The 23,131-nt window shown below is 33.5% G+C and carries 24 protein-coding genes; 8 read left to right on the top strand and 16 right to left on the bottom strand.

The features are described from left to right. Nucleotides 1–196 precede the first annotated feature (196 nt). Nucleotides 197–856, top strand: a complete 660-nt coding sequence (locus OEA66_RS03705; protein ID WP_267280112.1) for an HAD family hydrolase — start codon at nt 197–199, stop codon at nt 854–856. A gap of 134 nt (nt 857–990) precedes the next feature. Here OEA66_RS03705 and OEA66_RS03710 read toward each other — a convergent pair whose 3' ends face one another. From OEA66_RS03710 to OEA66_RS03725, 4 genes are all read right to left on the bottom strand, one after another. Then, nucleotides 991–2,382: a type III PLP-dependent enzyme domain-containing protein gene (locus OEA66_RS03710; RefSeq protein ID WP_267264902.1), complete on the bottom strand. Its 1,392-nt coding sequence runs from the start codon at nt 2,380–2,382 to the stop codon at nt 991–993. Nucleotides 2,383–2,533: 151 nt separating this feature from the next. Further along, entirely contained in the window at nt 2,534–3,160 is a 627-nt protein-coding gene (locus OEA66_RS03715) for a thiamine diphosphokinase (RefSeq protein ID WP_267280113.1), read from the bottom strand. Further along, nucleotides 3,160–3,792: a tetratricopeptide repeat protein gene (locus tag OEA66_RS03720; protein WP_267280114.1), complete on the bottom strand. Its 633-nt coding sequence runs from the start codon at nt 3,790–3,792 to the stop codon at nt 3,160–3,162. Before OEA66_RS03720 ends, OEA66_RS03715 begins: the two co-directional genes overlap by 1 nt. Nucleotide 3,793: 1 nt before the next feature. Then, complete coding sequence (locus OEA66_RS03725; protein ID WP_267280115.1) at nt 3,794–4,363, bottom strand: cob(I)yrinic acid a,c-diamide adenosyltransferase; 570 nt, start codon at nt 4,361–4,363, stop codon at nt 3,794–3,796. 147 nt (nt 4,364–4,510) lie between these two features. On the opposite strand from OEA66_RS03725, the gene OEA66_RS03730 reads away from it, so the two are divergent. Further along, on the top strand, nt 4,511–5,239 hold the full coding sequence (locus OEA66_RS03730) for a hypothetical protein (protein ID WP_267280116.1): 729 nt from the start codon (nt 4,511–4,513) through the stop codon (nt 5,237–5,239). Between the two features lie 99 nt (nt 5,240–5,338). Here OEA66_RS03730 and hemB read toward each other — a convergent pair whose 3' ends face one another. Continuing rightward, entirely contained in the window at nt 5,339–6,328 is a 990-nt protein-coding gene (gene hemB / locus OEA66_RS03735; RefSeq protein WP_267280117.1) for a porphobilinogen synthase, read from the bottom strand. Nucleotides 6,329–6,446: 118 nt separating this feature from the next. Between hemB and OEA66_RS03740 the strand changes: the two genes are divergently transcribed. From OEA66_RS03740 to OEA66_RS03755, 4 genes are all read left to right on the top strand, one after another. After that, the gene (locus OEA66_RS03740) at nt 6,447–6,797 is read left to right on the top strand and encodes a T9SS type A sorting domain-containing protein (RefSeq protein ID WP_267280118.1); all 351 of its coding nucleotides are present in this window, start codon (nt 6,447–6,449) and stop codon (nt 6,795–6,797) included. A 101-nt stretch (nt 6,798–6,898) separates the two neighbouring features. Continuing rightward, entirely contained in the window at nt 6,899–7,810 is a 912-nt protein-coding gene (locus OEA66_RS03745; protein WP_267280119.1) for an ABC transporter ATP-binding protein, read from the top strand. Between the two features lie 4 nt (nt 7,811–7,814). Then, nucleotides 7,815–9,125: an ABC transporter permease gene (locus OEA66_RS03750; protein ID WP_267280120.1), complete on the top strand. Its 1,311-nt coding sequence runs from the start codon at nt 7,815–7,817 to the stop codon at nt 9,123–9,125. A 61-nt stretch (nt 9,126–9,186) separates the two neighbouring features. Then, nucleotides 9,187–9,810 carry a hypothetical protein gene (locus OEA66_RS03755; RefSeq protein ID WP_267280121.1) on the top strand — a complete coding sequence of 208 codons (624 nt, stop codon included), beginning with the start codon at nt 9,187–9,189 and terminating at the stop codon, nt 9,808–9,810. A 72-nt stretch (nt 9,811–9,882) separates the two neighbouring features. Here OEA66_RS03755 and OEA66_RS03760 read toward each other — a convergent pair whose 3' ends face one another. From OEA66_RS03760 to OEA66_RS03800, 9 genes are all read right to left on the bottom strand, one after another. Next, nucleotides 9,883–10,527 carry a porin family protein gene (locus OEA66_RS03760; protein WP_267280122.1) on the bottom strand — a complete coding sequence of 215 codons (645 nt, stop codon included), beginning with the start codon at nt 10,525–10,527 and terminating at the stop codon, nt 9,883–9,885. A gap of 18 nt (nt 10,528–10,545) precedes the next feature. Next, complete coding sequence (gene sucD / locus OEA66_RS03765) at nt 10,546–11,418, bottom strand: succinate--CoA ligase subunit alpha (protein WP_267264892.1); 873 nt, start codon at nt 11,416–11,418, stop codon at nt 10,546–10,548. Between the two features lie 91 nt (nt 11,419–11,509). Beyond that, on the bottom strand, nt 11,510–12,412 hold the full coding sequence (locus OEA66_RS03770) for a UDP-3-O-(3-hydroxymyristoyl)glucosamine N-acyltransferase (protein ID WP_267280123.1): 903 nt from the start codon (nt 12,410–12,412) through the stop codon (nt 11,510–11,512). 278 nt (nt 12,413–12,690) lie between these two features. Continuing rightward, complete coding sequence (gene efp / locus OEA66_RS03775; RefSeq protein ID WP_267280124.1) at nt 12,691–13,257, bottom strand: elongation factor P; 567 nt, start codon at nt 13,255–13,257, stop codon at nt 12,691–12,693. 23 nt (nt 13,258–13,280) lie between these two features. Then, complete coding sequence (locus tag OEA66_RS03780; protein ID WP_267280125.1) at nt 13,281–13,628, bottom strand: hypothetical protein; 348 nt, start codon at nt 13,626–13,628, stop codon at nt 13,281–13,283. Between the two features lie 16 nt (nt 13,629–13,644). Further along, on the bottom strand, nt 13,645–14,433 hold the full coding sequence (gene lpxA / locus OEA66_RS03785; RefSeq protein WP_267280126.1) for an acyl-ACP--UDP-N-acetylglucosamine O-acyltransferase: 789 nt from the start codon (nt 14,431–14,433) through the stop codon (nt 13,645–13,647). Next, the gene (locus OEA66_RS03790) at nt 14,434–15,831 is read right to left on the bottom strand and encodes a bifunctional UDP-3-O-[3-hydroxymyristoyl] N-acetylglucosamine deacetylase/3-hydroxyacyl-ACP dehydratase (RefSeq protein ID WP_267280127.1); all 1,398 of its coding nucleotides are present in this window, start codon (nt 15,829–15,831) and stop codon (nt 14,434–14,436) included. Further along, nucleotides 15,824–16,855 carry a UDP-3-O-(3-hydroxymyristoyl)glucosamine N-acyltransferase gene (gene lpxD, locus OEA66_RS03795; protein WP_267280128.1) on the bottom strand — a complete coding sequence of 344 codons (1,032 nt, stop codon included), beginning with the start codon at nt 16,853–16,855 and terminating at the stop codon, nt 15,824–15,826. The genes OEA66_RS03790 and lpxD overlap by 8 nt, the downstream gene beginning before the upstream one ends. Before the next feature lie 88 nt (nt 16,856–16,943). Next, complete coding sequence (locus tag OEA66_RS03800) at nt 16,944–18,149, bottom strand: HD domain-containing protein (RefSeq protein WP_267280129.1); 1,206 nt, start codon at nt 18,147–18,149, stop codon at nt 16,944–16,946. A gap of 258 nt (nt 18,150–18,407) precedes the next feature. On the opposite strand from OEA66_RS03800, the gene porX reads away from it, so the two are divergent. Further along, a complete protein-coding gene (porX, locus tag OEA66_RS03805) occupies nt 18,408–19,952 on the top strand; it encodes a T9SS response regulator signal transducer PorX (RefSeq protein WP_267280130.1) in 1,545 nt (514 codons plus the stop codon). 81 nt (nt 19,953–20,033) lie between these two features. Beyond that, entirely contained in the window at nt 20,034–20,798 is a 765-nt protein-coding gene (locus OEA66_RS03810) for an exodeoxyribonuclease III (protein ID WP_267280131.1), read from the top strand. A gap of 60 nt (nt 20,799–20,858) precedes the next feature. Here OEA66_RS03810 and OEA66_RS03815 read toward each other — a convergent pair whose 3' ends face one another. Together OEA66_RS03815 and rimO are read right to left on the bottom strand one after the other, a co-directional pair. Beyond that, a complete protein-coding gene (locus tag OEA66_RS03815) occupies nt 20,859–21,230 on the bottom strand; it encodes a septal ring lytic transglycosylase RlpA family protein (protein WP_267280132.1) in 372 nt (123 codons plus the stop codon). 514 nt (nt 21,231–21,744) lie between these two features. Further along, entirely contained in the window at nt 21,745–23,046 is a 1,302-nt protein-coding gene (gene rimO, locus OEA66_RS03820; protein WP_267280133.1) for a 30S ribosomal protein S12 methylthiotransferase RimO, read from the bottom strand. Nucleotides 23,047–23,131 lie beyond the last annotated feature (85 nt).

Here is a 23,131-nt window from a genome sequence, read left to right on the forward strand (position 1 = left end):
TAATTAAAAAAAATTAATGATTTAAAAATTGAAATATTTGCGGCAAAGATAAGAAGAAGTTAGGAGATAGATGGAAGTTGGAGGATGGAAGCTGGGAGTTTTGAAGTAGATAAATTTAAATTACCTATTTTAAGCTCCTATCATCCCGCTTAGGGCTTCCATCCAAATTTCCCTACCTTTGTAAAAAATTCAAAACATGTCCTTAAAAGCTGTGCTGTTCGATATGGATGGCGTTATTGTAGATACAGAACCTTTGCACAGAAAAGCGTATTTCAAAACATTTAATCAACTGGGAATTGACGTTTCCGAAGAACTTTACACTTCTTTCACCGGTGCTTCTACGAAAAGAGTTTGCGACACTTTAATTGAGAGATTTGTTCTTTCTGAAACCTATGAAGAAATTGCAGCAATCAAGAGAGCGCACTTTAAAGATTACTTTTATAACGACGCAGAATTCGATTTAATTTCGGGAGTCAGAGAATTAATCCAACATTATTACGAAAATGGAATTACTTTAATTCTTGCTTCATCTGCAACGATGGTAACCATCAATATGGTGTTTGAAAAATTTGGACTTGAAAAATATTTTAGCGGAAAAATCAGTGGTGCCGATTTGAAAGAATCAAAACCTCATCCTGAAATTTTCATTAAAGCAGCAGAAATGGCGGTTCAGCCTCTTGAAAACTGTATGGTGATTGAAGATTCTACCAATGGAATTTTAGCGGCACACCGAGCAAATATTTTTTGTGCGGCTTATAAAAGTTTTCATACCCATAATCAGGATTACGATTTGGCAAATATTGTGGTTTCAGATTATTCTGAATTGGAAGTGGATAAGATTTCGAAATTCTTTTAAAGAAAAAAAGCAGCTCTTAAATGACATGAGAGCTGCTTTTTTTCTAAGTTTTGGCTAAAACCAATTGAATTTTTATTTATAAAATAAACTTCCTTCGCCAAGGTCAGGATTACATACCTTTCCTATTGAATGACTTAATAACCCAATATTTTCAAAATATCTTCAGGTTCCTGTCTTTCTCTAAAAATCTCATACTGAAACTCACCATTTTCATCTTTTTGAATCAAAATATGTCTCGGTTGAGGCATCAAACAGTGATGAACTCCGCCGTAACCGCCAATTGTTTCCTGATACGCTCCTGTATGGAAGAAACCTATGTATAAGGGTTTTGTATCACTGAAAACAGGTAGATAAATTGCGTTGGTATGCTGTTCTGAATTGTAATAATCATCTGAATCACAAGTCAAACCACCCAAGAAAACTCTTTCATAAGTATCATCCCAACGATTCAGCGGAAGCATGATAAAGTGCCTTGAAATCGCCCAAGTATCGGGAAGCGTTGTCATGAAAGATGAATCAATCATATTCCATTTTTCTCTGTCGTTCTGACGTTTCTGAGAAATAATTTTATAAATATTCGCTCCACTTTCTCCAACGGTAAAACTTCCAAATTCTGTATATATATTCGGTTCTTCAACTCCTTCTTCTTCACAGAATTTTTTTATTTGAGAAACAATTTCCTCAACCATATATTGATAATCGTAATCAAACTGCAAAGATGTTTTGATTGGGAACCCCCCTCCAATATTCAATGAATTTACTTCGGGAGCAATTTTCTTTAAACGTGCATAAACACGAAGACATTTATATAATTCATTCCAATAATACGCTGTGTCTTTGATTCCGGTATTAATGAAAAAGTGAAGCATTTTCAGTCTTGCATTCGGATGTTCTGCAATTTTCTGACTGTAATAAGGAATAATGTCTTTATATCCGATTCCTAATCTTGAAGTATAAAATTCGAATTTAGGCTCTTCCTCAGATGCAATTCTGATTCCGATATCAAAAGTCGTATCGATACTTTCAGTAAGCTTATCTAACTCGCGGTAATTATCCAGAATCGGTGTAATGTTTTCAAAACCACTATTGATCATATCTGAAATTTTCGCCAGATAATCATCGGTTTTAAAACCGTTGCAGATTACTTCAATATTTTTATCAACTTTCCCTTCATTGTAAAGAGATTTTACAATATCCATGTCGTAAGCTGAAGAAGTTTCAATCGAAATATCGTTCTTCAACGCTTCTTCAATTACAAATTTGAAATGGCTGGATTTTGTACAGTAACAGTATCTGTAGTTTTTTTTGTAATCGATTTTCTCAAAAGCTTCTTTAAACCAGCCTTTTGCTTTCTGAATATTTTGAGAAATCTTCGGGAGGTAACTTACCTTAAGAGGCGTTCCAAACTTCTCAACAACATCCATTAAAGGAATATCGTGAAAAGACAAATTGTTCTCAGAAACATTGAATTCTTCCGTTGGAAAATACAATGTCTGATCAATAAGTTCCGAGTATTTTATTTTCATTTTATAACAAGTGAATTAAGAATGCAAAATTGCTAAAAAAGTTTGATTTTTTAATTTAAATTTTTCTTAAAGTTTGATATAATCGCAGTTTTAAGAATTTTAATTGAATCTTACTTAATTAAATTAACAATAGCACAAAACAATCGCTATTTTACTTCTTTTTTCCTGCAAAAAACAACAAATCGCCTTTCAAATATTCAATCGAAACTTTATCTTCTATTGCTAAATTTCTCGTTAACATATCGGTCGTCATATTCGCATCAATATTTTCCAAATTCCATTTCAAACCTCTTGTAGTAATACTTTCAGCTACAGGAAATGGATAAAGTGAAATAATTTTGTCTTTTACTCCTGTGATTGAAAAACTTTTAGGAATAAAATAATATTCTGAAAATTCATCAAAAAACTGAATATTCATTTGATTTTTATAGCCAAATGCAACGGTAAGATTTCCCAAAAAATGATCCTGTTCGCCTCCGCTTCCGCCGAAAACATCAACATTTTTTAAACCTTTTTCAAAAATAATTTCTAAAGCTTTATAAAAATCTGTTCGATTCTGATCCGGGGTATGAATAAATTTTTCATGGTAAACATTTTCGTCTGAACCTGAATGAGAATCAAAATCACCGGAAATAAAATCAAGCTTATCCAAGGGAAAATTGAGCTCTTTTAAATAATGAAAAGCACCGTCTGTGCAAGCAATTAGCCTATAATTATCTAAGTTTGGAAAAGATTTTGGAGCGTCACCGTTGATAAATAGTAAAACTTTGTCTGTCATTATTCTTTCTTCTTTAGCAAATCTCCAACATTTTGATCTGAAGTAATAATCCATTTTCCAACATTTTTTCCGGGTCTTTTTTCTTCCACTTTTTTCACAAAACTTTTTGCGTCAATAATATCTTCGGCATTGGGTTGTAATTCAATATATTTTTTATACGTTTCAAGCATTCTTTCAACCTCATTATAAGTAAGCCCTTCTCTGTACAAAAGCTTTCTATAAGATCTTCCGATGTAATAATTTACTCCGAAAAACTGTCCGGAATTTGCATCAATTAAATGATAAGCTTTTTCAAAATATTCGATTGCCTTTCTGTAATCCGGTTGATGATTATTGAAATTATTAATTCCACCATACCAAAGTGCGGCAGTAAAATCAGGATGAATATTTAAAATTTCCGTGATAAGAGTTTCTGCTTCCTCATTTTTCTCCTGACTGATTAATGTTAAAACTAATTGAGATTTTAGAATCAAATCATTTGGAGTTTCCTGTAAACCTTTTCTAAAAATCTTTTCAGCTTCAGAAAATTTATTCATTGAAATCAGTTCATTTCCTTCATCAAGAAGCGCTGCACTGTTTTGGGAAAATGCGAAATTTGAAAATAATATAAGAAGGAAAAAGATTTTTTTCATTTTATCTCTCATTCGGATTCCAGTATTCTTCCGGTTCGTTATTGATTTTTGAAATGTATCTTGCCAAAACAAAAAGGTAATCTGAAAGTCTATTTAAATATTTAATTAATTCAGGGCGCACTTCTTCAGATTCATTCAAAAAAACTAAAGAACGCTCTGCTCTTCTGCAAATCGTTCTCGCAGCATGTAAAAAAGTTGCCGATTTTCCACCACCAGGAAGAATGAAGTATTGAAGAGGTTCTAGTTTTTCTTCAAAAGCATCCATCCATTTTTCTAAATCTTCAATTTCCGTTTCAGAAATAATCAGAGGAAGACGAGATTTTCCGTTTGCCAACATTAATTTATCAACCGGAGTTGCCGCTTCAGAACCCACCGTAAACAAATCAAACTGAATTTTTTTTAATTGCTTTAAAACCTCTTCATCATTGATATGACTTTTAGAAATTCCTATAAAAGAATTCAGCTCATCGATATTTCCGTAGCTTTCTACTCTTGCACTGGCTTTTGAAACCCGAGTTCCGCCGTATAAAGCGGTTTGACCTTTGTCTCCTGTTTTGGTGTAAATTTTCATAGGTATATTTTCATTGATTTAAACACCATGTGTAATAATGGTGATTTCGAAAGACTAAATTACTTTTTTATAATTATGCAGACAAATTAAGATTGATTTTGGTATTTTTTATTTAATTTTAAAACACCAATCATAAAAATTATTTCCATGCAAACCAATCAACAACTAAGCGACTTAATGGCGCTCGATTTGGGAATCAACTTAATTAACAGAAGGCCTTATGCAAAAGAGGTTTTTAAATGGCAGGATATTGAACTGCTTCCCCATTCTTCCACAGATACTTTACTATGCGAAATCTACGAATGGAACGGAAGAAATTGGCGAACTACCAACAACAATCTCATAGGGTATTTGTTTTCAGGTGAACAATTGAATACTGTAAAAAATCAATTATTGAATATTCCAAAACATACTGCGCTCATTCCTGATTTTGAATTTACAAAAGACAGTATGATCGAATACGGATTATCTCTACCTTCTTTATTTAATATTGGAGTGAATGGAAATATCAACAATGCAAAAAATTTCTCAGTTCGTGTAAATGGAGTAACAAAATCGAGAATTACCAATATCGATTCGCCGGGAATTGAAATTTTGAAGAGTTTTTCAGCGTTTACACAGTCGAAATCTAAAACTTACCGCAAAAATATTAAGTTTAATTATCTCAGTATTTCTTTATTTTATGCAGAAAGTGTAGAAATTTTCCTTGAAAAAGAATCAGGAGTAGGTTTGGATGTCAGTTTTCAGACAACAAATGTAAACGTAGAAGCAAAAATTGATACCGATACTAAAAAACATTTTGTCTTAAAATACTCAGGAAATCAGGCGCCTTTTGCGGCAAAATTCACAAAAGGAAAAGATTTTAATGTGGAATGATTTTTTTGAATTATAAGTTAAAAATTATGAATTATGAGTTAATTGGAAACTAAAGATTCTTCGGCAATAACTCATAATTCATAACCTCATTTCAAACTTTTATCTGTTTAGAAGGATCGCAGCTTCTTTTGCGGCATAAGTGAAGATCATATCGGCTCCTGCTCTTTTAAAACAGGTTAAACTTTCAATAATTGCTTTATCATTGTCTAACCAACCGTTTTGAGCTGCAGCTTTCAACATTGCATATTCTCCGCTTACATTGTAAACGGCAATCGGTAAATCAATAACTTCACGAACTTTTGCCACAATATCCAAATACGGAAGTCCGGGTTTAATCATAATAATATCTGCACCTTCTTCCACGTCTTTAAAAACTTCGTTTAAAGCTTCACGGGAATTGTGAAAATCCATCTGATACGTTTTTTTATCTTTTGGAATTTCCATATCGTCTTTTGGAGCGCTGTCTAAAGCACTTCTGAAAGGTCCGTAAAAAGAACTTGCATATTTTGCGGCATAGCTTAAAATTCCCACATCATGAAATCCGCTTTCTTCCAACGCTTCACGAATAGTCGAAACTCTGCCATCCATCATATCGCTTGGTGCCACAATATCGGCTCCGGCTTCTGCATGTGAAACAGCCATTTTTGCTAAAGCGTCGTTGGTTGCATCGTTAATAATTTTTCCGTTTTCTATAATTCCGTCGTGACCGTAAATTGAATAAGGATCTAAAGCAACATCGGGCATAATTATCATTTCAGGAATAGCATCTTTGATTGCTTTAATCGTGTTTTGCATTAATCCATCTTTATTCCAGGCTTCTTTTCCGGTATTGTCTTTCAAATGATCTGAAACTTTCATATAAAGATTAACCGCTTTTACACCTAATGAAAATAACTCTTTACATTCTTTTACCGTTAAATCGATGCTTCGTCTGAAAATTCCAGGCATTGAAGCGATGGCTTCTTCCTTATTTTCACCTTCCATCACGAAAATCGGCATTACAAAATCATTGACTGAAAGACTGCATTCTCTCACTAAACCTCTCATTGATTCATTCACTCTTAGTCTTCTGTTTCTAGAATATATCATCTTTGGAATACTTTTTGAATATTTATTGCAAATTTAATATAAGTTATATAAAAAACTATTGCAGAGAATTATATAATTTATTATTTTTGTTAGTAATATTTATGCAAAATTTACGTTGATGAAAAAACTTTTACTTTTATTTATCTTTATTACAGCTTCTATCGGGTTTTCCGATAATTTAAAAGCGCAAATAAAGGAACCAAATTCAACTTCTCAAAAGTCAGATGATGGAGTGCTTACTGCATATCCTAATCCTGCGAAAGACTTTTTGATGGTGAAAGCTAAAGATACTTCGTTAAAAATAAAGAATGTTACATTTTATTCTATATTAGGAACTCAAGTTGCTACTTATAATGTAAACAGTAACAGTTCAGAAATAAATATCCAAAGATTGAAGCCCGGCAAATATTTAATAAGATATATTCTAAGCGACAATACGCAAAAAGTTACTCAAATAGTAAAACAATAATACTGAAATCCTGATCAACATCAGGATTTTTTCTTTTAGCAAGATTCTCTTTAATTCCGTAACTTTCGGGATATTTTTATACTAACTATAAAAACAATTTAATGCTAAAAGCTGAACATATTACTAAGACCTACAATGCAGGAAAAAAAATAGCATTGGATGATTTTAGCATAAACGTCCCGACAGGAAGTATTTATGGTCTTCTAGGACCAAACGGAGCGGGAAAAACATCATTCATCAGAATTATCAATCAGATTACACAAGCCGATTCGGGAGAAGTTTTAATTAATGGCGAAAAACTTAATCCTAACCATATTAAAGACATCGGTTACATGCCGGAAGAACGTGGTCTTTATAAAAATATGAGCGTGGGTGATCAAATTCTTTATTTCGGGGAACTGAAAGGGATGAAAAAAAGTGACGCTTTAAATGAAGCAAAAAAGTGGTTTGATAAACTGAATATCGATCAATGGTGGAAGAAAAAACTGTCTGAACTTTCCAAAGGAATGGCTCAGAAAATACAATTCGTTGTAACCGTTCTTCACAGACCTCATCTTTTGATTTTAGACGAACCGTTTTCTGGTTTTGATCCTGTGAATGCCAATTTAATTAAAGATCAAATCATCGAACTTAAAAACAACGGAACCACCATTATCCTTTCCACACACAGAATGGAAAGTGTTGAGGAAATGTGTGATTATGTGGCTTTGATTAATAATTCCAAAAAAATTATTGATGGAAAAGTTTTTGATGTTCGTGAGAAATTCAAGAAAAATATTTTTGGCGTTACCTTATCAGAAGTAAATGACACCCAATTTGATCAGTTTAAAGACAAGTATGGAATTTTCAATATGACCAATGAAAATAATCTTATTTCTTTTGATCTGAAAAACGAAGCAGACCAAAACAGTATTCTTTTAGATTTGGTTAACGTAGGAAAAGTAAGGTCTTTTGACGAAAGGATTCCGAGCATGAATGAAGTATTTATTAATGCGGTAAGCAATCACTCTTAATTTTATGAACAATATTTTTTTAATTACAAAAAGAGAATTTCTTACTCAGGTTAAGAAAAAATCTTTCATCATTCTTACTTTATTGGCTCCGTTAATGATCATTGCTTTTGGAGCAGTGATTGGGTTTATGTTTAAAGCCAATGAATCTCACAACGTGATTGAAGTCGTTGACAACAGCGGACTATTTAAAGGACAATTGAAGTCTGATGAAAAAATCAACTATGTTTTTATTCCTTCTGCTGAAGAACAGGCTAAAGTTAAAAATTTAAAAGGCAACGAACACCTTGACGGAATTTTGATCCTTCCAGCTTTATCTGGAAAAAATCTTGATGATATTGAAAAAAGCACAAGATTGGTTGTAAATACCAAAATTGGCCTTGATACGAAACAGCAAATTATTTCTGACATTACGAATGTCATCAAGAAAGAAAAAATAAAGCAACTCGGAATTCAGGAGTCACAACTTGAAAATTTAGATAAAAGCTTTACTTTAAAAACCATTAATGTTTCTGAGGATAATAAGGAAGATTCTGATTTGGCATTTGGGGTAAAAAGTGTTCTGAGTATGGTTTTGATGTATGTGACGTTCATGTTTATCTTAATCTATGGCGTTCGAGTAATGCGAAGCGTTTTAGAGGAAAAAAACAATCGAGTTGTTGAAATTATCATTTCATCTGTAAAACCATTTGAGTTGATGATGGGGAAAATTTTGGGGGTAACTTTGGTTGCTTTAACTCAATTTATCGTTTGGATTACAATGTCTGTTATTGGTGCATTGGTATTAAACACAGGCTTCGCCTCGCTTCAAAAGACGATTCCTGGAGGAAACGAGGAAATGATGAGTAAGCTCGATATTGCTCAAATTGCTACACAAGCTTCCCACAGTTTATTGGAAATGAATTTCCCGCTGATTATTTTTGTATTCATCATATTTTTCCTTTTAGGATATATGTTCTACAGCTCAGTTTACGCTGCAATTGGTTCTGCAGTTGATAATGAAACAGAAACTCAGCAATTCACTTTATTTGCCATTCTTCCGCTAACTTTAGGGATGTATGGAAGTATTTCTGTGATTAATAATCCTGATGGACCGGTTGGATTCTGGATGTCTATCATTCCATTTACTTCGCCTGTTGCGATGGTGGCGAGAATTCCGTTTGGAGTTCCGGCTTGGCAGATTGCTTTGTCTATAGGATTGCTTTTAGGAACAACAATTTTTATGATTTTCTTAGCTGGGAAAATATACAGAGTCGGAATTTTGATGTATGGAAATAAAGCAACTTTGAAGGAAATCTGGAAGTGGATTAGAAGCTAATTGAAATACAGATCAATTTGAAATGGGAATCGGAAGACGAGAATTTATAAAATTAGTGAGCATGAGCTTTTTAGGAGTTGCAATTGATCCTTTGAAAGCTGTACTAACTAATAATAATATTTACGTCAATAAAAAACTTGGAATTTATTTTGTAAAACCCGAAAATTGGGGTTTTATTGCAGTAAAAGATTTCGGCACGCTGAAAAACAAACAGTTAATAGGATCGGGACTTGAAGAAGATAGCGATGAAATATGGAAAGAACTTGGGGACCCAATCTGTATGATCACTAAATTCTATGAAAATGCTCCTGAATATTATGGAATTTTTTCGCCAACAATAACTTTAAACGTAACTCCAAAATCTGAACTTGAATATTTAGGATGTGTAACTTTTGAAGAAATAATTGAAATGTCTGCAATAGGAACTTCATCACTTCTGAAAGATTTCAAAATAATAAGAGAATATATTCCTTATACTATTAACAATATTAAATTTCATGAATTTGATGCGGAATATCTCTTTGAGCATATTGAAATAGATAAACCACTTTTAGTGGAGCTTAAAATTCTTAAAACCGAGCATAATGGATACTATTATGATTTTAATTTCCATCAGTCTAAAACGCAAAATCAAACTGCAGAAGTTGAATTTCAAAAGTTCATCAGTTCAATTCAACTTATTTAAAATTGACTAATATAACAAAACTCCCGAAACTTAGTAGCTTCGGGAGTTTTTATGTTTTGATTTGAAAAAATTTTATTCAAAAATATAGCTTAAGCTCAAGCTTATAACCTGCTCAGATTTCTTTTTCGCTGAGTTTGCATCAATCTTAGTCTCATCCAAAATTGGATAAGTATTTGACAATCCAAAATCATATTTCAAGGCTAATTCAAGCTGTCTTTTATAGCTATATCCTATTCCTGCACCAATGGCAAAGTTAAAAGATTTTGCTTTACCCAGTTGATCTGTTCTGTAGATTTCACGGGATTCGTTTTTCACTTTTTGATCAATTAAAAAGTTGAATCTCGGACCAATCAATCCAAAGAATTCTGATTCTGCTTCAGAAAAATATCCTTTGAAAGAAACAGGTACACTGATGTAATTGTTAGCATAAACTGCGTCATACCCTTTCATACCTTTAGCGTCTTTAGCTTTACCGGATTCTCCGGCTCCGTAATAAACAACCTCCGGCTGTAAATAAAACTGATCTGCATTTCCTAAAGGAATTAGTGCCAAAACACCCCCTTGAAAAGCAAACCTTGCTCCCGAAGGATTGTGAGCATTTTTAACTCTGGAATAGTTTCCACCTGCAGTAAGACCAAATCTTGTGTTGCGTAAATCAATCTGGGCGAATGATAAAACAGAAAAAGCCAGTGCAGATGTTAATAAAATTTTTTTCATATCGTATTTGTATTTATATTATCCTAAGATTTTCGCTACAGTAGCACCAATATCAGCAGGGGAATCTACTACAGTGATACCGTTTTCTCTCATGATTTCCATTTTAGCCTGAGCTGTATCTTCATCACCTCCAACGATTGCACCAGCGTGACCCATTGTTCTTCCTTTAGGAGCAGTTTGTCCAGCGATGAAACCTACAACAGGTTTTGTAGAACCACTAGCTTTGTACCATCTTGCAGCTTCAGCTTCAAGACCTCCACCGATTTCTCCGATCATTACAACCGCTTCAGTTTCAGGATCGTTGATGAATAATTCTAAAGCTTCTTTAGTTGTAGTTCCAATGATTGGGTCTCCACCAATTCCAATTGCAGTAGAAATTCCGTAACCAGCTCTTACAACTTGGTCAGCTGCTTCATAAGTTAAAGTTCCAGATTTTGAAACGATACCTACTTTACCTGCTTTGAAAACGAAACCTGGCATAATACCAATTTTAGCTTCATCAGAAGTGATGATTCCAGGACAGTTTGGCCCGATCAATCTGCAGTCTTTGTCAGCGATATAAGATTTTACTTTCACCATATCTGCAACAGGAATACCTTCTGTAATACAAACGATTACTTTAATACCTGCTTCAGCAGCTTCCATGATAGCATCTGCAGCAAATGCAGGTGGTACGAAAATGATACTTACATTTGCTCCAGCTTTTGCAACAGCATCAGCCACAGTGTTGAAAACAGGCTTACCTAAGTGCTCGCTTCCTCCTTTTCCTGGAGTAACACCACCTACTACGTTTGTTCCGTATTCAATCATCTGACCTGCGTGGAAAGTACCTTCGTTACCAGTAAATCCTTGTACAATTACTTTAGAATCTTTGTTTACTAAAATTGACATTTTATTGTTTTTTAAATTTATTTTCTTAATTTATTAATGCTCACAAATTTACTTATTTTTCTTTAATTTTAAATAAATTAGAGGCATTTGTTTACTCAAGATTTCTCAATTTCACCTCTTTTTTAAGGTAAGTTTTGTAATCTTCGGCAAACATTCCGATGTAGGTTCCTTTTTTCAGATCTCTATTGACTCCGGTTTTACCTAAAATAACTGAGCCACTTTCAATATGATTTCCTGAAGCAATACCAACCTGGCCCCATAAAGTCACCTCATCGCCTATAATACAGCATCCTGCAACGCCAACTTGAGAAGCAATAAGACATTTTTTACCGATTACAGTATCGTGACCAATTTGAATCTGATTATCTAAAACTGAACCTTCACCAATAATTGTAGAATCTGTAACGCCTCTGTCGATTGTACAACCGTTCCCGATTTCTACGTTGTTTTCGATGATGACATTTCCCACAGAAATCAGGCGGTCAAAATTTCCATCTAATTTTCTGTAATAAAAAGCGTCTCCTCCTAAAACAGTGTTGGATTGAATAATCACATTATCACCAATTACCGTACGATCTCCAATAACAACATTTGGAAAAATAATTGTGTTTTTCCCGATTGTGATGTTGTTTCCCAAAACTGCAGAAGGATGTATTTTTGTACCTTCCCCTATTTCCACATCATGAAGTGTCTCTGTGAAATTATAGATTTTGGTAAAATGGGTATTGATTTTATTGAAATCTCTGAAAGGATCGTCAGAAACCAAAAGTGCTTTTCCTTCCGGACATTCCACTTCCTTATCAATCAGGATAATTGTCGCAGCAGAATTTAAAGCTTTATCATAATATTTTGGATGATTAACGAAAACTATTTCACCCGATTTTACTCTGTGAATTTCGTTGGTACCCAAAACCTGAAAATCTTCGGAACCAATAAATTTTGCCCCGATGAGGTCTGCAATAGTTTTTAGTTTTTGTGGCTGATGAAACGTCATACTTTTTAAATGATGTTTTGTTTTAAATCAACCTTGTCAAGATTTTAAACCCTGATAAGGTTCTTGTAATAGTTTTTTAATTTTAAATCAGCTTTGTCAAAGTTTGAAATGATGACAAGTTTTGTTTTTTTGCATAGATTGCAGCCCGGCTTGAACGGAGCTCTTTTTGCGAAACGAAGTGTAGCAAAAAAGCGGGAGTGGAAGACGGAAAAAGCTGCCATAAAAAAATGAAAGCTGAAAGTGATTATCTTCCAGCTTCCTAATATTGTTTAGTATTACTACTCTTTTACTCTTTCTAAGTAAGAACCATCTTCTGTGCTTACTTTGATTTTGTCTCCAGCTTCGATGAACAAAGGCACCATTACTCTTGCTCCGGTTTCAACGATAGCGTTTTTCAGAGCATTAGTTGCTGTATTTCCCTTTACACCCGGATCTGCTTCGATAACCTCCAAGTAAACAGACTGCGGCAATTCTGCAGAAAGTGGAGTTTCGTCTGCTTCTTTCAAGATGATTGTAACTTCTTCACCTGCTTTCATCAAGTTTGAGTTTTCAATCATTTCTTTGTTTAAATATAACTGAGAAAAATCTTCGTTGTTCATGAAGTGAAAACCATTCTCATCATCATAAAGATACTGGAATTTTCTTGTGATTACTTTTACTTCGTCGATTTTGTGCCCTGCAGAAAAAGTGTTATCAAGTACTTTTCCGTTGGTTACTGATTTCATTTTTGTTCTTACGAAAGCAGGACCTTTACCTGGTTTTACGTGAAGAAACTCAATAATTTTGAAAATATCATTGCTGAATTCGATGCAAAGACCTTTTCTGATATCGTTACTTGTTGCCATTAATTTTTTATATTATTTTTTCTTTATTTTGATTTGTAGACCTGAAGACTTAAAACTTTTCTTCCAAGCATATCCATTGCGTCAACTCTTGGTCTGTAAAACGTTCCTGCATCTGTAGGAGTTACAGCACGATTGTTAATTACGGTATTGAAATTGATGGTATTAATTAAAAGTTGGTCTAAATTTTTGTTCACTTCTGATGAACTTTTTAAGTCTGAATTTAAATTTGAAAAAGATTTTTTAGAATAATCCAAAATTGAATTTACATTTTTAACTGCCAAAGAATCTTTAAGATTCACTGAAGCATCTTTTTTCTTCTGAGCAAAAATAAAAGAAGAAAATACTGTAAAAATCAATACTAAATTTTTCATTTTAATTAAATTTAAATTATTCTTTACCCGTTCCGTATCCTTTTACAATACCTCTTGGTGAGTTTTGAATAAACTGAAGAATTTCATCTCTTTCAGCAGTTGGAAGCATTTCTTTTTCGATGTGTGACACAGCCTGAGAAACATTCATCTTCATTTGAAAAATCGCTCTGTAAATTTTCTGAATTTCGAAGATTTTTTCATTGGTGAAACCTCTTCTTCTTAAACCTACAGAATTAATTCCCGCATAAGACATCGGCTCTCTTGCTACTTTTACGTAAGGCGGAATGTCTTTTCTCACCAAAGTACCCCCGGAAATCATCACATGTTTCCCGATTTTACCAAACTGATGAACAGCAGATAAGCCTCCCATTACCGTATAATCACCAATTTCTACGTGACCGGCAATTCCGCAACCGTTTACAATGATAACGTGATCACCTATTAAACAGTCGTGCGCAATATGAGAAGTTGCCATAATCAGACAGTTGGTTCCGATTTTTGTATAACCTAAAGCTTTTGTACCTCTGTTTACCGTTACACATTCTCTGATTGTAGTCTCGTCACCGATGATGGTTTGTGTATCTTCACCATCAAACTTAAGATCCTGAGGAATCGCAGAAATTACAGTTCCGGGGAAAATTCTACAGTTTTTACCGATTCTTGCGCCATCCATAATGGTTACGTTAGAACCAATCCATGTTCCCTCTCCTATTTCCACATCACCTGCAATGGTAGTAAACGGTTCTACTACAACATTTTTGCTGATTTTTGCACGCTTGTCAACGGCCGCTAATTGATGAATCATTTAATCAATTTTATTTTTTGCAACTTGAGCCATTAGTTCAGCTTCTACAGCGATTGTATCTCCTACATATCCGTAACCTTGCATATGAACAATACCTCTTCTAATAGGTGTTATCAATTCAATTTTAAAAACCAAAGTATCACCTGGAATTACTTTTCTTTTGAATTTCACCTTATCAATTTTAATAAAATAAGTTGAATAATTTTCAGGATCCGGTACGCTCGCTAAGACCAAAATTCCACCAGTTTGTGCTAAAGCTTCAACCTGTAAAACTCCAGGCATAACCGGTTCTTTGGGAAAATGCCCTACAAAATATGGTTCGTTGAATGTTACATTTTTCAATCCTACAACGTGCTTATCAGAAAGCTCAAGTACTTTATCAATTAACAGAAAAGGATAACGGTGAGGCATTAATCGCATAATACCATTGATGTCGAAAACCGGCTCTTTTGTTAAGTCGATATCTGGAACGTTTTTTTTCTTTTGTAATTTCCACTGACGGTTCAGTTTCTTTGCAAACTGAGTGTTTACAAAATGTCCTGGCTTATTGGCAATAATTTTCCCTTTAATTTTAACCCCACATAAAGCTAAATCACCGATTACATCAAGCAATTTGTGTCTTGCAGCTTCATTGGGATAATTTAAAGTTAAATTATCTAAAATTCCGTTTGGTCTGATGGATACATGATCTTTACCAAAAGCAGTTTTTAGTTTCTCTGTTGTTTCCGGCGTTAAATCTTTATCAACATAAACAATTGCATTTGAAATATCTCCTCCTTTAATCAAACCATGGTCAAGAAGCATTTCTAATTCATGCAAAAAGCTGAATGTTCTTGCAGAAGAAATTTCTTCTTTAAACTCTGAAATATTTTTTAACGTAGCATTTTGAGTTCCTAAAACTTTAGTTCCAAAATCTACCATTGTTGTTACTTCATAAGTATCTGAAGGAATGATTGTAATTTCTGAACCAGTTGCAGGATCACTGTAGCTCAAAACTTCTTTTATAACAAGATATTCTCTTACGACAGCTTGTTCTATAACACCAACACTTTCAATAGCTTCAACAAAAAACTTAGAAGAACCATCTAAAATCGGAGGTTCTGAAGCATCCATTTCCAAAATAGCGTTATCAACATCGCAACCTACTAAAGCAGCTAAAAGATGCTCACAAGTATTGATTTTTACGCCTAATTTCTCCAAAGTAGTTCCTCTTTCTGTAGCAACTACATAGTTTACGTCTGCTTCTACATGAGGACGTCCCTCAAGATCTGTTCTCACGAAAACAAAACCTGTATTTTCTTTTGCAGGTTTAATGGTCAATTTTACTTCTTTACCAGTATGAAGACCTATCCCAGAAAGAGTAACCTCTTCCTGAAGGGTTTTTTGCATATCACTCATTAGTTTGATCTTTTGAGTTATTCTCAAGATTATTTATTTTTTTCGCAAGCTCAGGAAGATTCCTGAAATGCACGTAGCTTCTAAGATAGTCATTGTAGCTAATTGCGGGTGAACCGTAAACAGTTTCTTTATCATAAACGCTGGAATTTACTCCACTTTGCGCCTGAATTTTCACCTGATTTCCAATTTTTATATGACCTACGATTCCGACCTGACCTCCAATTTGATTCCAGTCCCCAACAATTGTAGAACCAGCAATCCCTGTTTGTGAAGCGATTACATTATTCTGCCCAATTTTTACATTGTGTGCAATTTGGATTAAATTATCGATTTTAGTACCTTTTCCGATTGTTGTAGAACCTATTGTTGCCCTGTCAATACTACAGTTTGAACCTATTTCCACGTTATCTTCAATAATAACGTTTCCTAACTGAGGAATTTTTTGGAAACCTTCCGGAGTCGGCTGAAAACCAAATCCGTCACCTCCAATTACGGTATTCGAATGAATCACACAATTATCACCAATAATACAGTAATCATAGATTCTTGCACCGCTATCGATTTTGCAATTTTTACCGATTTTTACACCTTTACCAATATAAACCTGCGGATAAATCTGTGTACCCTCACCAATTTTCGCTTTTTCAGAAACATAAGTAAATGCTCCGATATACACTTTTTCTCCAATTACAGCAGTTTCGTGGATTGAAGAACCATCTTCAACACCTTCTTTTCTACCTTGCATTTCCTGATACAGATTCATTAAAACCTGAAAAGAAAGATAAGCATCTTTTACAGCAATAATTGTAGGATTGTATTGATCTTTATTGATAAGTGTCTCGGTAACAATAAGTACCGAACATTGCGAAGTCTCTAAATGATGCGCAAAACGATCTTGCGCAACAAAAGAAAGATGGCCGGATTCTCCGCTCTCGATCGGTGAAACTCCGGTAATAAGTGCGTTTTTGTCACCTATAATTTTTCCGTCAATAAAACTTGCAATTTGCGAAGCTGTAAATTCCATATTCTGCAAAGATAAGAAATTCTCTTATTCGCAAACATTTTTTAGTTTATGGAATATCGATTTTAATATTATTTAAGAAAATTCACCGTTACAGTCTCGGAAAAGCAAGGATGTATCTTCGAGTTTTATGAACAATTAAACCCGATAAAAGCTGATCTTCGGACTCGTCTAATTTTAAGACTTCACCACTTTTTTGAAGAAGATAAATCGGCTGTTTTTCAGTATCATAAGGAAGTAAACTTCTGTTTATCTGATGTACAAGTTCATTCCCGTTGTCAATTCCAAAAAAATCATTGGTGTTTTTTATCTTTTCTTCAATAAATTTCTCGTCAAAAGGGTGTGACGAAATAATTGTCTTCGGAAGATTTCGCTGAATTACACATTTACACCAATAAGAAAGAATAAAATCGTCTGATTTCTGCCAAATTTTCATTGCCTGAATCACATCGTTATCATCCAACTGTGTAAAACGCTCTACATCTTCATCAGTTGCTACACTTTTTCCTCGGTTTAAAAAATATTTTAAATTTTCGGTTGCAGGCAAATCAACACCTTTTGAAACTAAATATTTTGCTCTTTCCAAGATTTTCACCAAAATAAATTCCGCCAAAGCTGAAGTTTTATGGTAATAAACCTGCCAATACATAAACATTCTGGCCGTCAGGAAATTTTCAATCGAATAAACTCCTTTCGCATCAATCACCAATTCCTCTTTGCAAACGTTCATCATCGAAATAATCCTTTGTGTATTGATATTTCCTTCCGAAACTCCTGTGAAAAAGCTGTCTCTGTTTAAATAATCCAATCGATCAACATCCAATTGTGAACTGATTAACTGATTGAAAAACTTTCTGTGATATTTTCCCTGAAACATTTCAATTGCAGTTGATAATTGCCCGTCAAATTCATCATTCAATCTATTCATTAATAATAAAGATAGATTTTCGTGATGCCAATCATCCATCAACATACTTTCCAAAGCATGAGAAAACGGACCATGACCAATATCGTGCATCAAAATCGCCAACATTGCACCTTTTTCTTCTTCAAGTGAAATGTCAATACCTTTTTGCTTTAAAGTTTCCAAAGCAGTAAACATCAAATGCATCGCACCAATTGCATGATGAAATCTTGTGTGGGTTGCTCCAGGAAAAATTAAATTTAAAAGTCCGGTCTGCGATATTCTTCTTAGTCTTTGAAAATACGGATGTTCAATGACATCAAATAAGATTTCGTGAGGAATTTTTATGAAACCGTGAACGGGATCGTTGATGATTTTAAGCTTATTCTGCATAGAAATGTTCTGAGACTATTGCAAAATTAGGTTTTTAAAGTCAATTCGAAGAAAACTGACAATTATTATTTAGAATATAAACATTAAAATTTGTTTACAAATTGCCTTATTTATCTTATCTTCATGCGATAATTCAGGATTGAATTTACATCTGAAATCTTTAACTAAGATTTAACTTTTATGCCTTTTTATTTGGCAGTTTTTACCAAATTTTGGTTACAGTTTTGATAGTTTAATCCGCATAAAAAATAAACTTGTATGTCAGACAAAATATTATGGATTGATGATGAAATAGATTTACTAAAACCACATATTGTTTTCCTTGAAAAGAAAGGTTATCACGTAACTCCCGTGAACAATGTAAATGAGGCTTTGGAATTGATGGATTCAGAAAAATTTGATTTAACATTAATCGACGAAAATATGCCGGGAATTTCAGGTTTGGAAGCTATCCCGATGATCAAAGAGAAAGATAATTCTCTGAAAATCGTGATGGTCACCAAAAGTGAAGAAGAACACATCATGGAAGAAGCAATCGGTTCCCAGATTGCCGATTATATTTTAAAGCCAGTTAATCCTAATCAGATTTTACTTTCGTTAAAGAAAAATCTTCAGGAAGACAATTTGGTTGAGCAAAAAACGATTCTTCAATATCAACAGGAATTCAGAAGTCTTTCCATGGAGCTTTCTTATTTGAGAACCTACCAAGATTGGGCAGAATATTATAAAAAAATTGTGAATTGGGAATTGAAATTTGACAAAGTTGCCGATAACGAGTTTGCAGATCTTTTACAATCACAAAAAGAAGAAGCCAATATTCAGTTTGCTAAATTTATTGAAAACAATTACGAAGACTGGTTGAATGGTTCAGATAAGCCTATGATGAGTCATACCTTATTTAAAGATAAAGTGAAACCGGAAGTTGAAAAAGATAAAGTACTTCTTTTGATGGTTGATAACCTGCGTTACGATCAATGGAAAGTGATTGAACCTCTTTTCACAAAATATTACAATAAAGTTTCTGAAGATTATTATTACAGTATCCTTCCAACTGCGACTCAATATGCGAGAAACTCTTTCTTTGCCGGACTTTTACCTTCGGAAATTGAAAAACGTTTTCCTGATAAATGGTTTAATGACAATGAAGATGGAAATAAAAATGAATTTGAGCGTGACTTCCTGGAAGATCAAATGAAAAGAGTTGGCTTAAGTTCAAAATCGATGAAATATCTTAAAGTTTTAAATGCCGATTTTGAAAGAAAGATATACGATGACTTTAATCAACATAAAAATAATGATCTTTTGGTTATTGTATACAACTTTATTGACATTCTTTCACACGCAAAAACAGATAATCATATTGTTGATCAATTGATCAGAGATGATAAAACTTTCAGATCTTTGACTTCAAACTGGTTTGAAAACTCATCTTTAATTAAGATTATTAAACTTGCTGCAGAAAGCGGTTTCAAATTAGTGATTACAACCGACCATGGAACGGTTTATGTGAAAAAGCCAAGTCGTGTTGTTGGAGACAGAGAAACGTCAACCAACATCCGTTATAAAACAGGAAAAAGCTTGACGTATGATGATAAAGATGTTTGGGCAGTGAGTAATCCTGAGAAATTATTTTTACCGAAAGGAAATTTAAGTTCGAAATATATTTTTGCAAAGAATAATACGTTTTTAGCTTATCCTAAAAATTACAATCACTTCGTCAATTATTACAAAGAAACGTATCAGCACGGTGGAATTTCTTTGGAAGAATGTATTATTCCGATTAGCGTTCTTGAGCCAAAATAAGTTTTAATATACATTGAATACTTTTAATTCGGGCGGAAAAAATCTAAGATTTTTTCCGCCCGAATTCTTTATTTTTGATTTATGAAATTAATTACATACAACGTCAACGGAATCAGAGCCGCTTTTACGAAAGATTTTTTAGGCTGGTTAAAAACCGCTGACCCCGATATTATTTGCATTCAAGAAAGCAAAGCCGGAAATGATCAGATTGACATCGAAAGCCTTGAAAAAGCAGGTTATCATAGTTATTGGCATTCTGCGGTGAGAAAAGGCTACAGTGGAGTCGGTATCGCATCTAAAACAAAGCCCAATCATATAGAATATGGTTGCGGAATTGAAAGTTATGATAATGAAGGAAGAATTATTCGAGCTGATTATGATGAATTTTCTGTGATTTCAGTTTATGTTCCGTCTGCTTCAAATATTGAAAGACTGGAATTTAAAATGCAGTTTTGCCATGACTTTTTAGATTATATTAAAAATTTAAAGAAAGAAATTCCGAATCTGATTATTTCCGGAGATTTCAATATCTGTCATCAGGCGATTGATATTCATAATCCGGTTGGTTTAAAAAATACTTCAGGCTTTTTACCGATGGAAAGAGAATGGATGACCAATTTCATCGAAGAATGCGAATTGATTGACAGTTTCAGGTTCTTTAATAATGAACCGGACAATTATACTTGGTGGAGTTACAGACAAAATTCAAGAGCTAATAATAAAGGATGGAGACTGGATTATAATTTTGCTTCATATTCTTTAAAGGATAAACTCTCAAGAGCCGTTATTTTAAAGGAAGCCGTACATTCTGATCATTGCCCTGCTTTAATTGAATTTAACCTCTAAAAACATAAAAGCCAGCTAAATTTAGCTGGCTTTGTTAATTTTCTAAGAATCGTATTAAATTTAATCGACAATTTCGTACTCTACTGGGATAATACCTTTTTGTGTTCCCCCAATTTCATCGAACGCAGCTTTAGACATATCTAATGCTCTTGATGAATGGAAAGGCCCTCTATCATTAATCGTTACAATTACCTCTTCTCCATTGTTCAGATTGGTTACCTTAATTTCGGTTCCAAAAGGAAGCGTTCTGTGCGCTGCGGTTAATTTTGAGTTATTAAAAACTTCTCCGCTTGCTGTTTTTCTACCATTAAATTTGTCGTGGTAGTACGACGCATAACTTGTTTTCTTCGCATCTTCGGCACTGTTCTTGAAAGAATAAATACCTAGTGTTGAAATCATCATTATGATTACGAGAATGAATCTTTTCATCATGTTGAACTTTTACTTGTTTGACGAGGCAAAAGTATATTGAAACTTTTTAGCTACCTATTTTAAATGTTAACAAACGTTAAATAAAACTTAAATAAAACTTAATTAATCATGTAACTGCCTATAAATAGGGATTTTAAAGCATGGTGTTAAAAAACGTTAAAAAAACACCCTAAAAGTTAACATAATTAACTAAATAAGTCGAAAATTGAATTTCATAAAATAATAATTGATTGATAATCAATATTTTAAATAAAATAAAATATTTGTAAAATTCCATGTAATTTCTTTAAAACAATGAATACTTATTAACAAAACAAAAGTTATTAAAAGAAAATTAAAAAGCAACAAAATGCTTCTTATCCTTGTTTTGGTGGTCCTTTTCATTTCGATTTTTTCGGTGGGAAAAGAATTTGGTCAATATCTTTATCAGAGATTTAACTAAAAAATAAAAAGGAACTTTAACGAAAATAAAAAAACCAATGAAAAATCATTGGTTTTTACTTTTATATTTTGCTTAAACAAGCTCTCCGTACAAATCAAATTCTTCTGCGGAAGTAATTTTTACATTGGCAAAGTCTCCAATCGAAATATAAGTATTCTCCGCAGAGACTAATACAGTGTTATCAACATCCGGAGAATCGTATTCTGTACGACCTACGAAATAGTTTCCTTCTTTTCTGTCGAAAACACATTTATAAACCTCTCCAATTCTTGCTTGATTTTTATCCCAAGAAATTTGAGACTGCAATTCCATGATCTCTTCTACTCTAGCCTCTTTCACTTCCTGCGGAATATCGTCTTCTAAAACATAAGCTCCCGTATTTTCTTCGTGAGAATAAGTAAAACATCCCAATCGATCGAATTTCTGCTCTCTTACCCATTCTTTTAGTTCTTGGAATCTTTCTTCAGTTTCTCCAGGATAGCCAACAATTAAAGTTGTTCTGATTGCCATATCCGGAACTTTCTCTCTAAATTTATCTAAAAGTGCATTTGTTTTTTCGTGAGTTGTTCCTCTTTTCATTGATTTCAACAAATCAGAATTAATGTGCTGAAGAGGAATATCTATATAATTACAAACTTTCGGCTCTTCACGGATAATATCTAACACATCTTCCGGAAAACCACTTGGAAATGCATAATGAAGACGAATCCATTCAATTCCTTCTACTTTTACCAATTCTTTTAATAGTTCACCTAAAGCTCTCTTCTTATATATATCTAAACCGTAATATGTTAAATCCTGAGCAATTAGAATTAATTCCTTAACTCCTACCTTTGCTAATTTCTGAGCTTCTTTTACCAATTTTTCAATCGGCGTAGAAACGTGACCTCCTCTCATTAAAGGAATAGCACAAAACGAACAAGGTCTGTCGCAACCTTCAGAAATTTTAAGGTAAGCGTAATGCTTTGGAGTGGTGGTTAATCTTTCACCAACCAATTCATGCTTATAATCTGCACCTAAATGTTTCAACAATATAGGAAGATCTCTCGTTCCGAAATATTGATCAACATCAGGAATTTCTTTTATTAAATCTGGTTTATATCTTTCGGAAAGACAACCTGTAACGAAAACCTTCTCTACTTCTCCTCTATTTTTTGCCTCAACATAATCCAGAATAGTATTGATTGACTCTTCTTTTGCGTTGTCGATAAAACCGCAAGTATTTATCACTACGATATCACCTCTGTCTTCGTGCACAACTTCTTTTCCGTTGGCTTTCAGCTGGCTCATCAACACTTCAGAATCGTAAACGTTTTTGGAGCAACCCAACGTTACAATGTTTATCTTCTTTTTACCTACAGATTTTGTGCGCATTTTATATTGAATAATAAGTAATTAGTAATCAGTAATTTTTGTGGGTGCAAATTTACGCATAAAAAAAGAACCGAAAGATTCGGCT

The sequence above is a fragment of the Chryseobacterium luquanense genome, from assembly GCF_026460945.1.
Classification (GTDB): Bacteria; Bacteroidota; Bacteroidia; order Flavobacteriales; family Weeksellaceae; genus Chryseobacterium; species Chryseobacterium luquanense.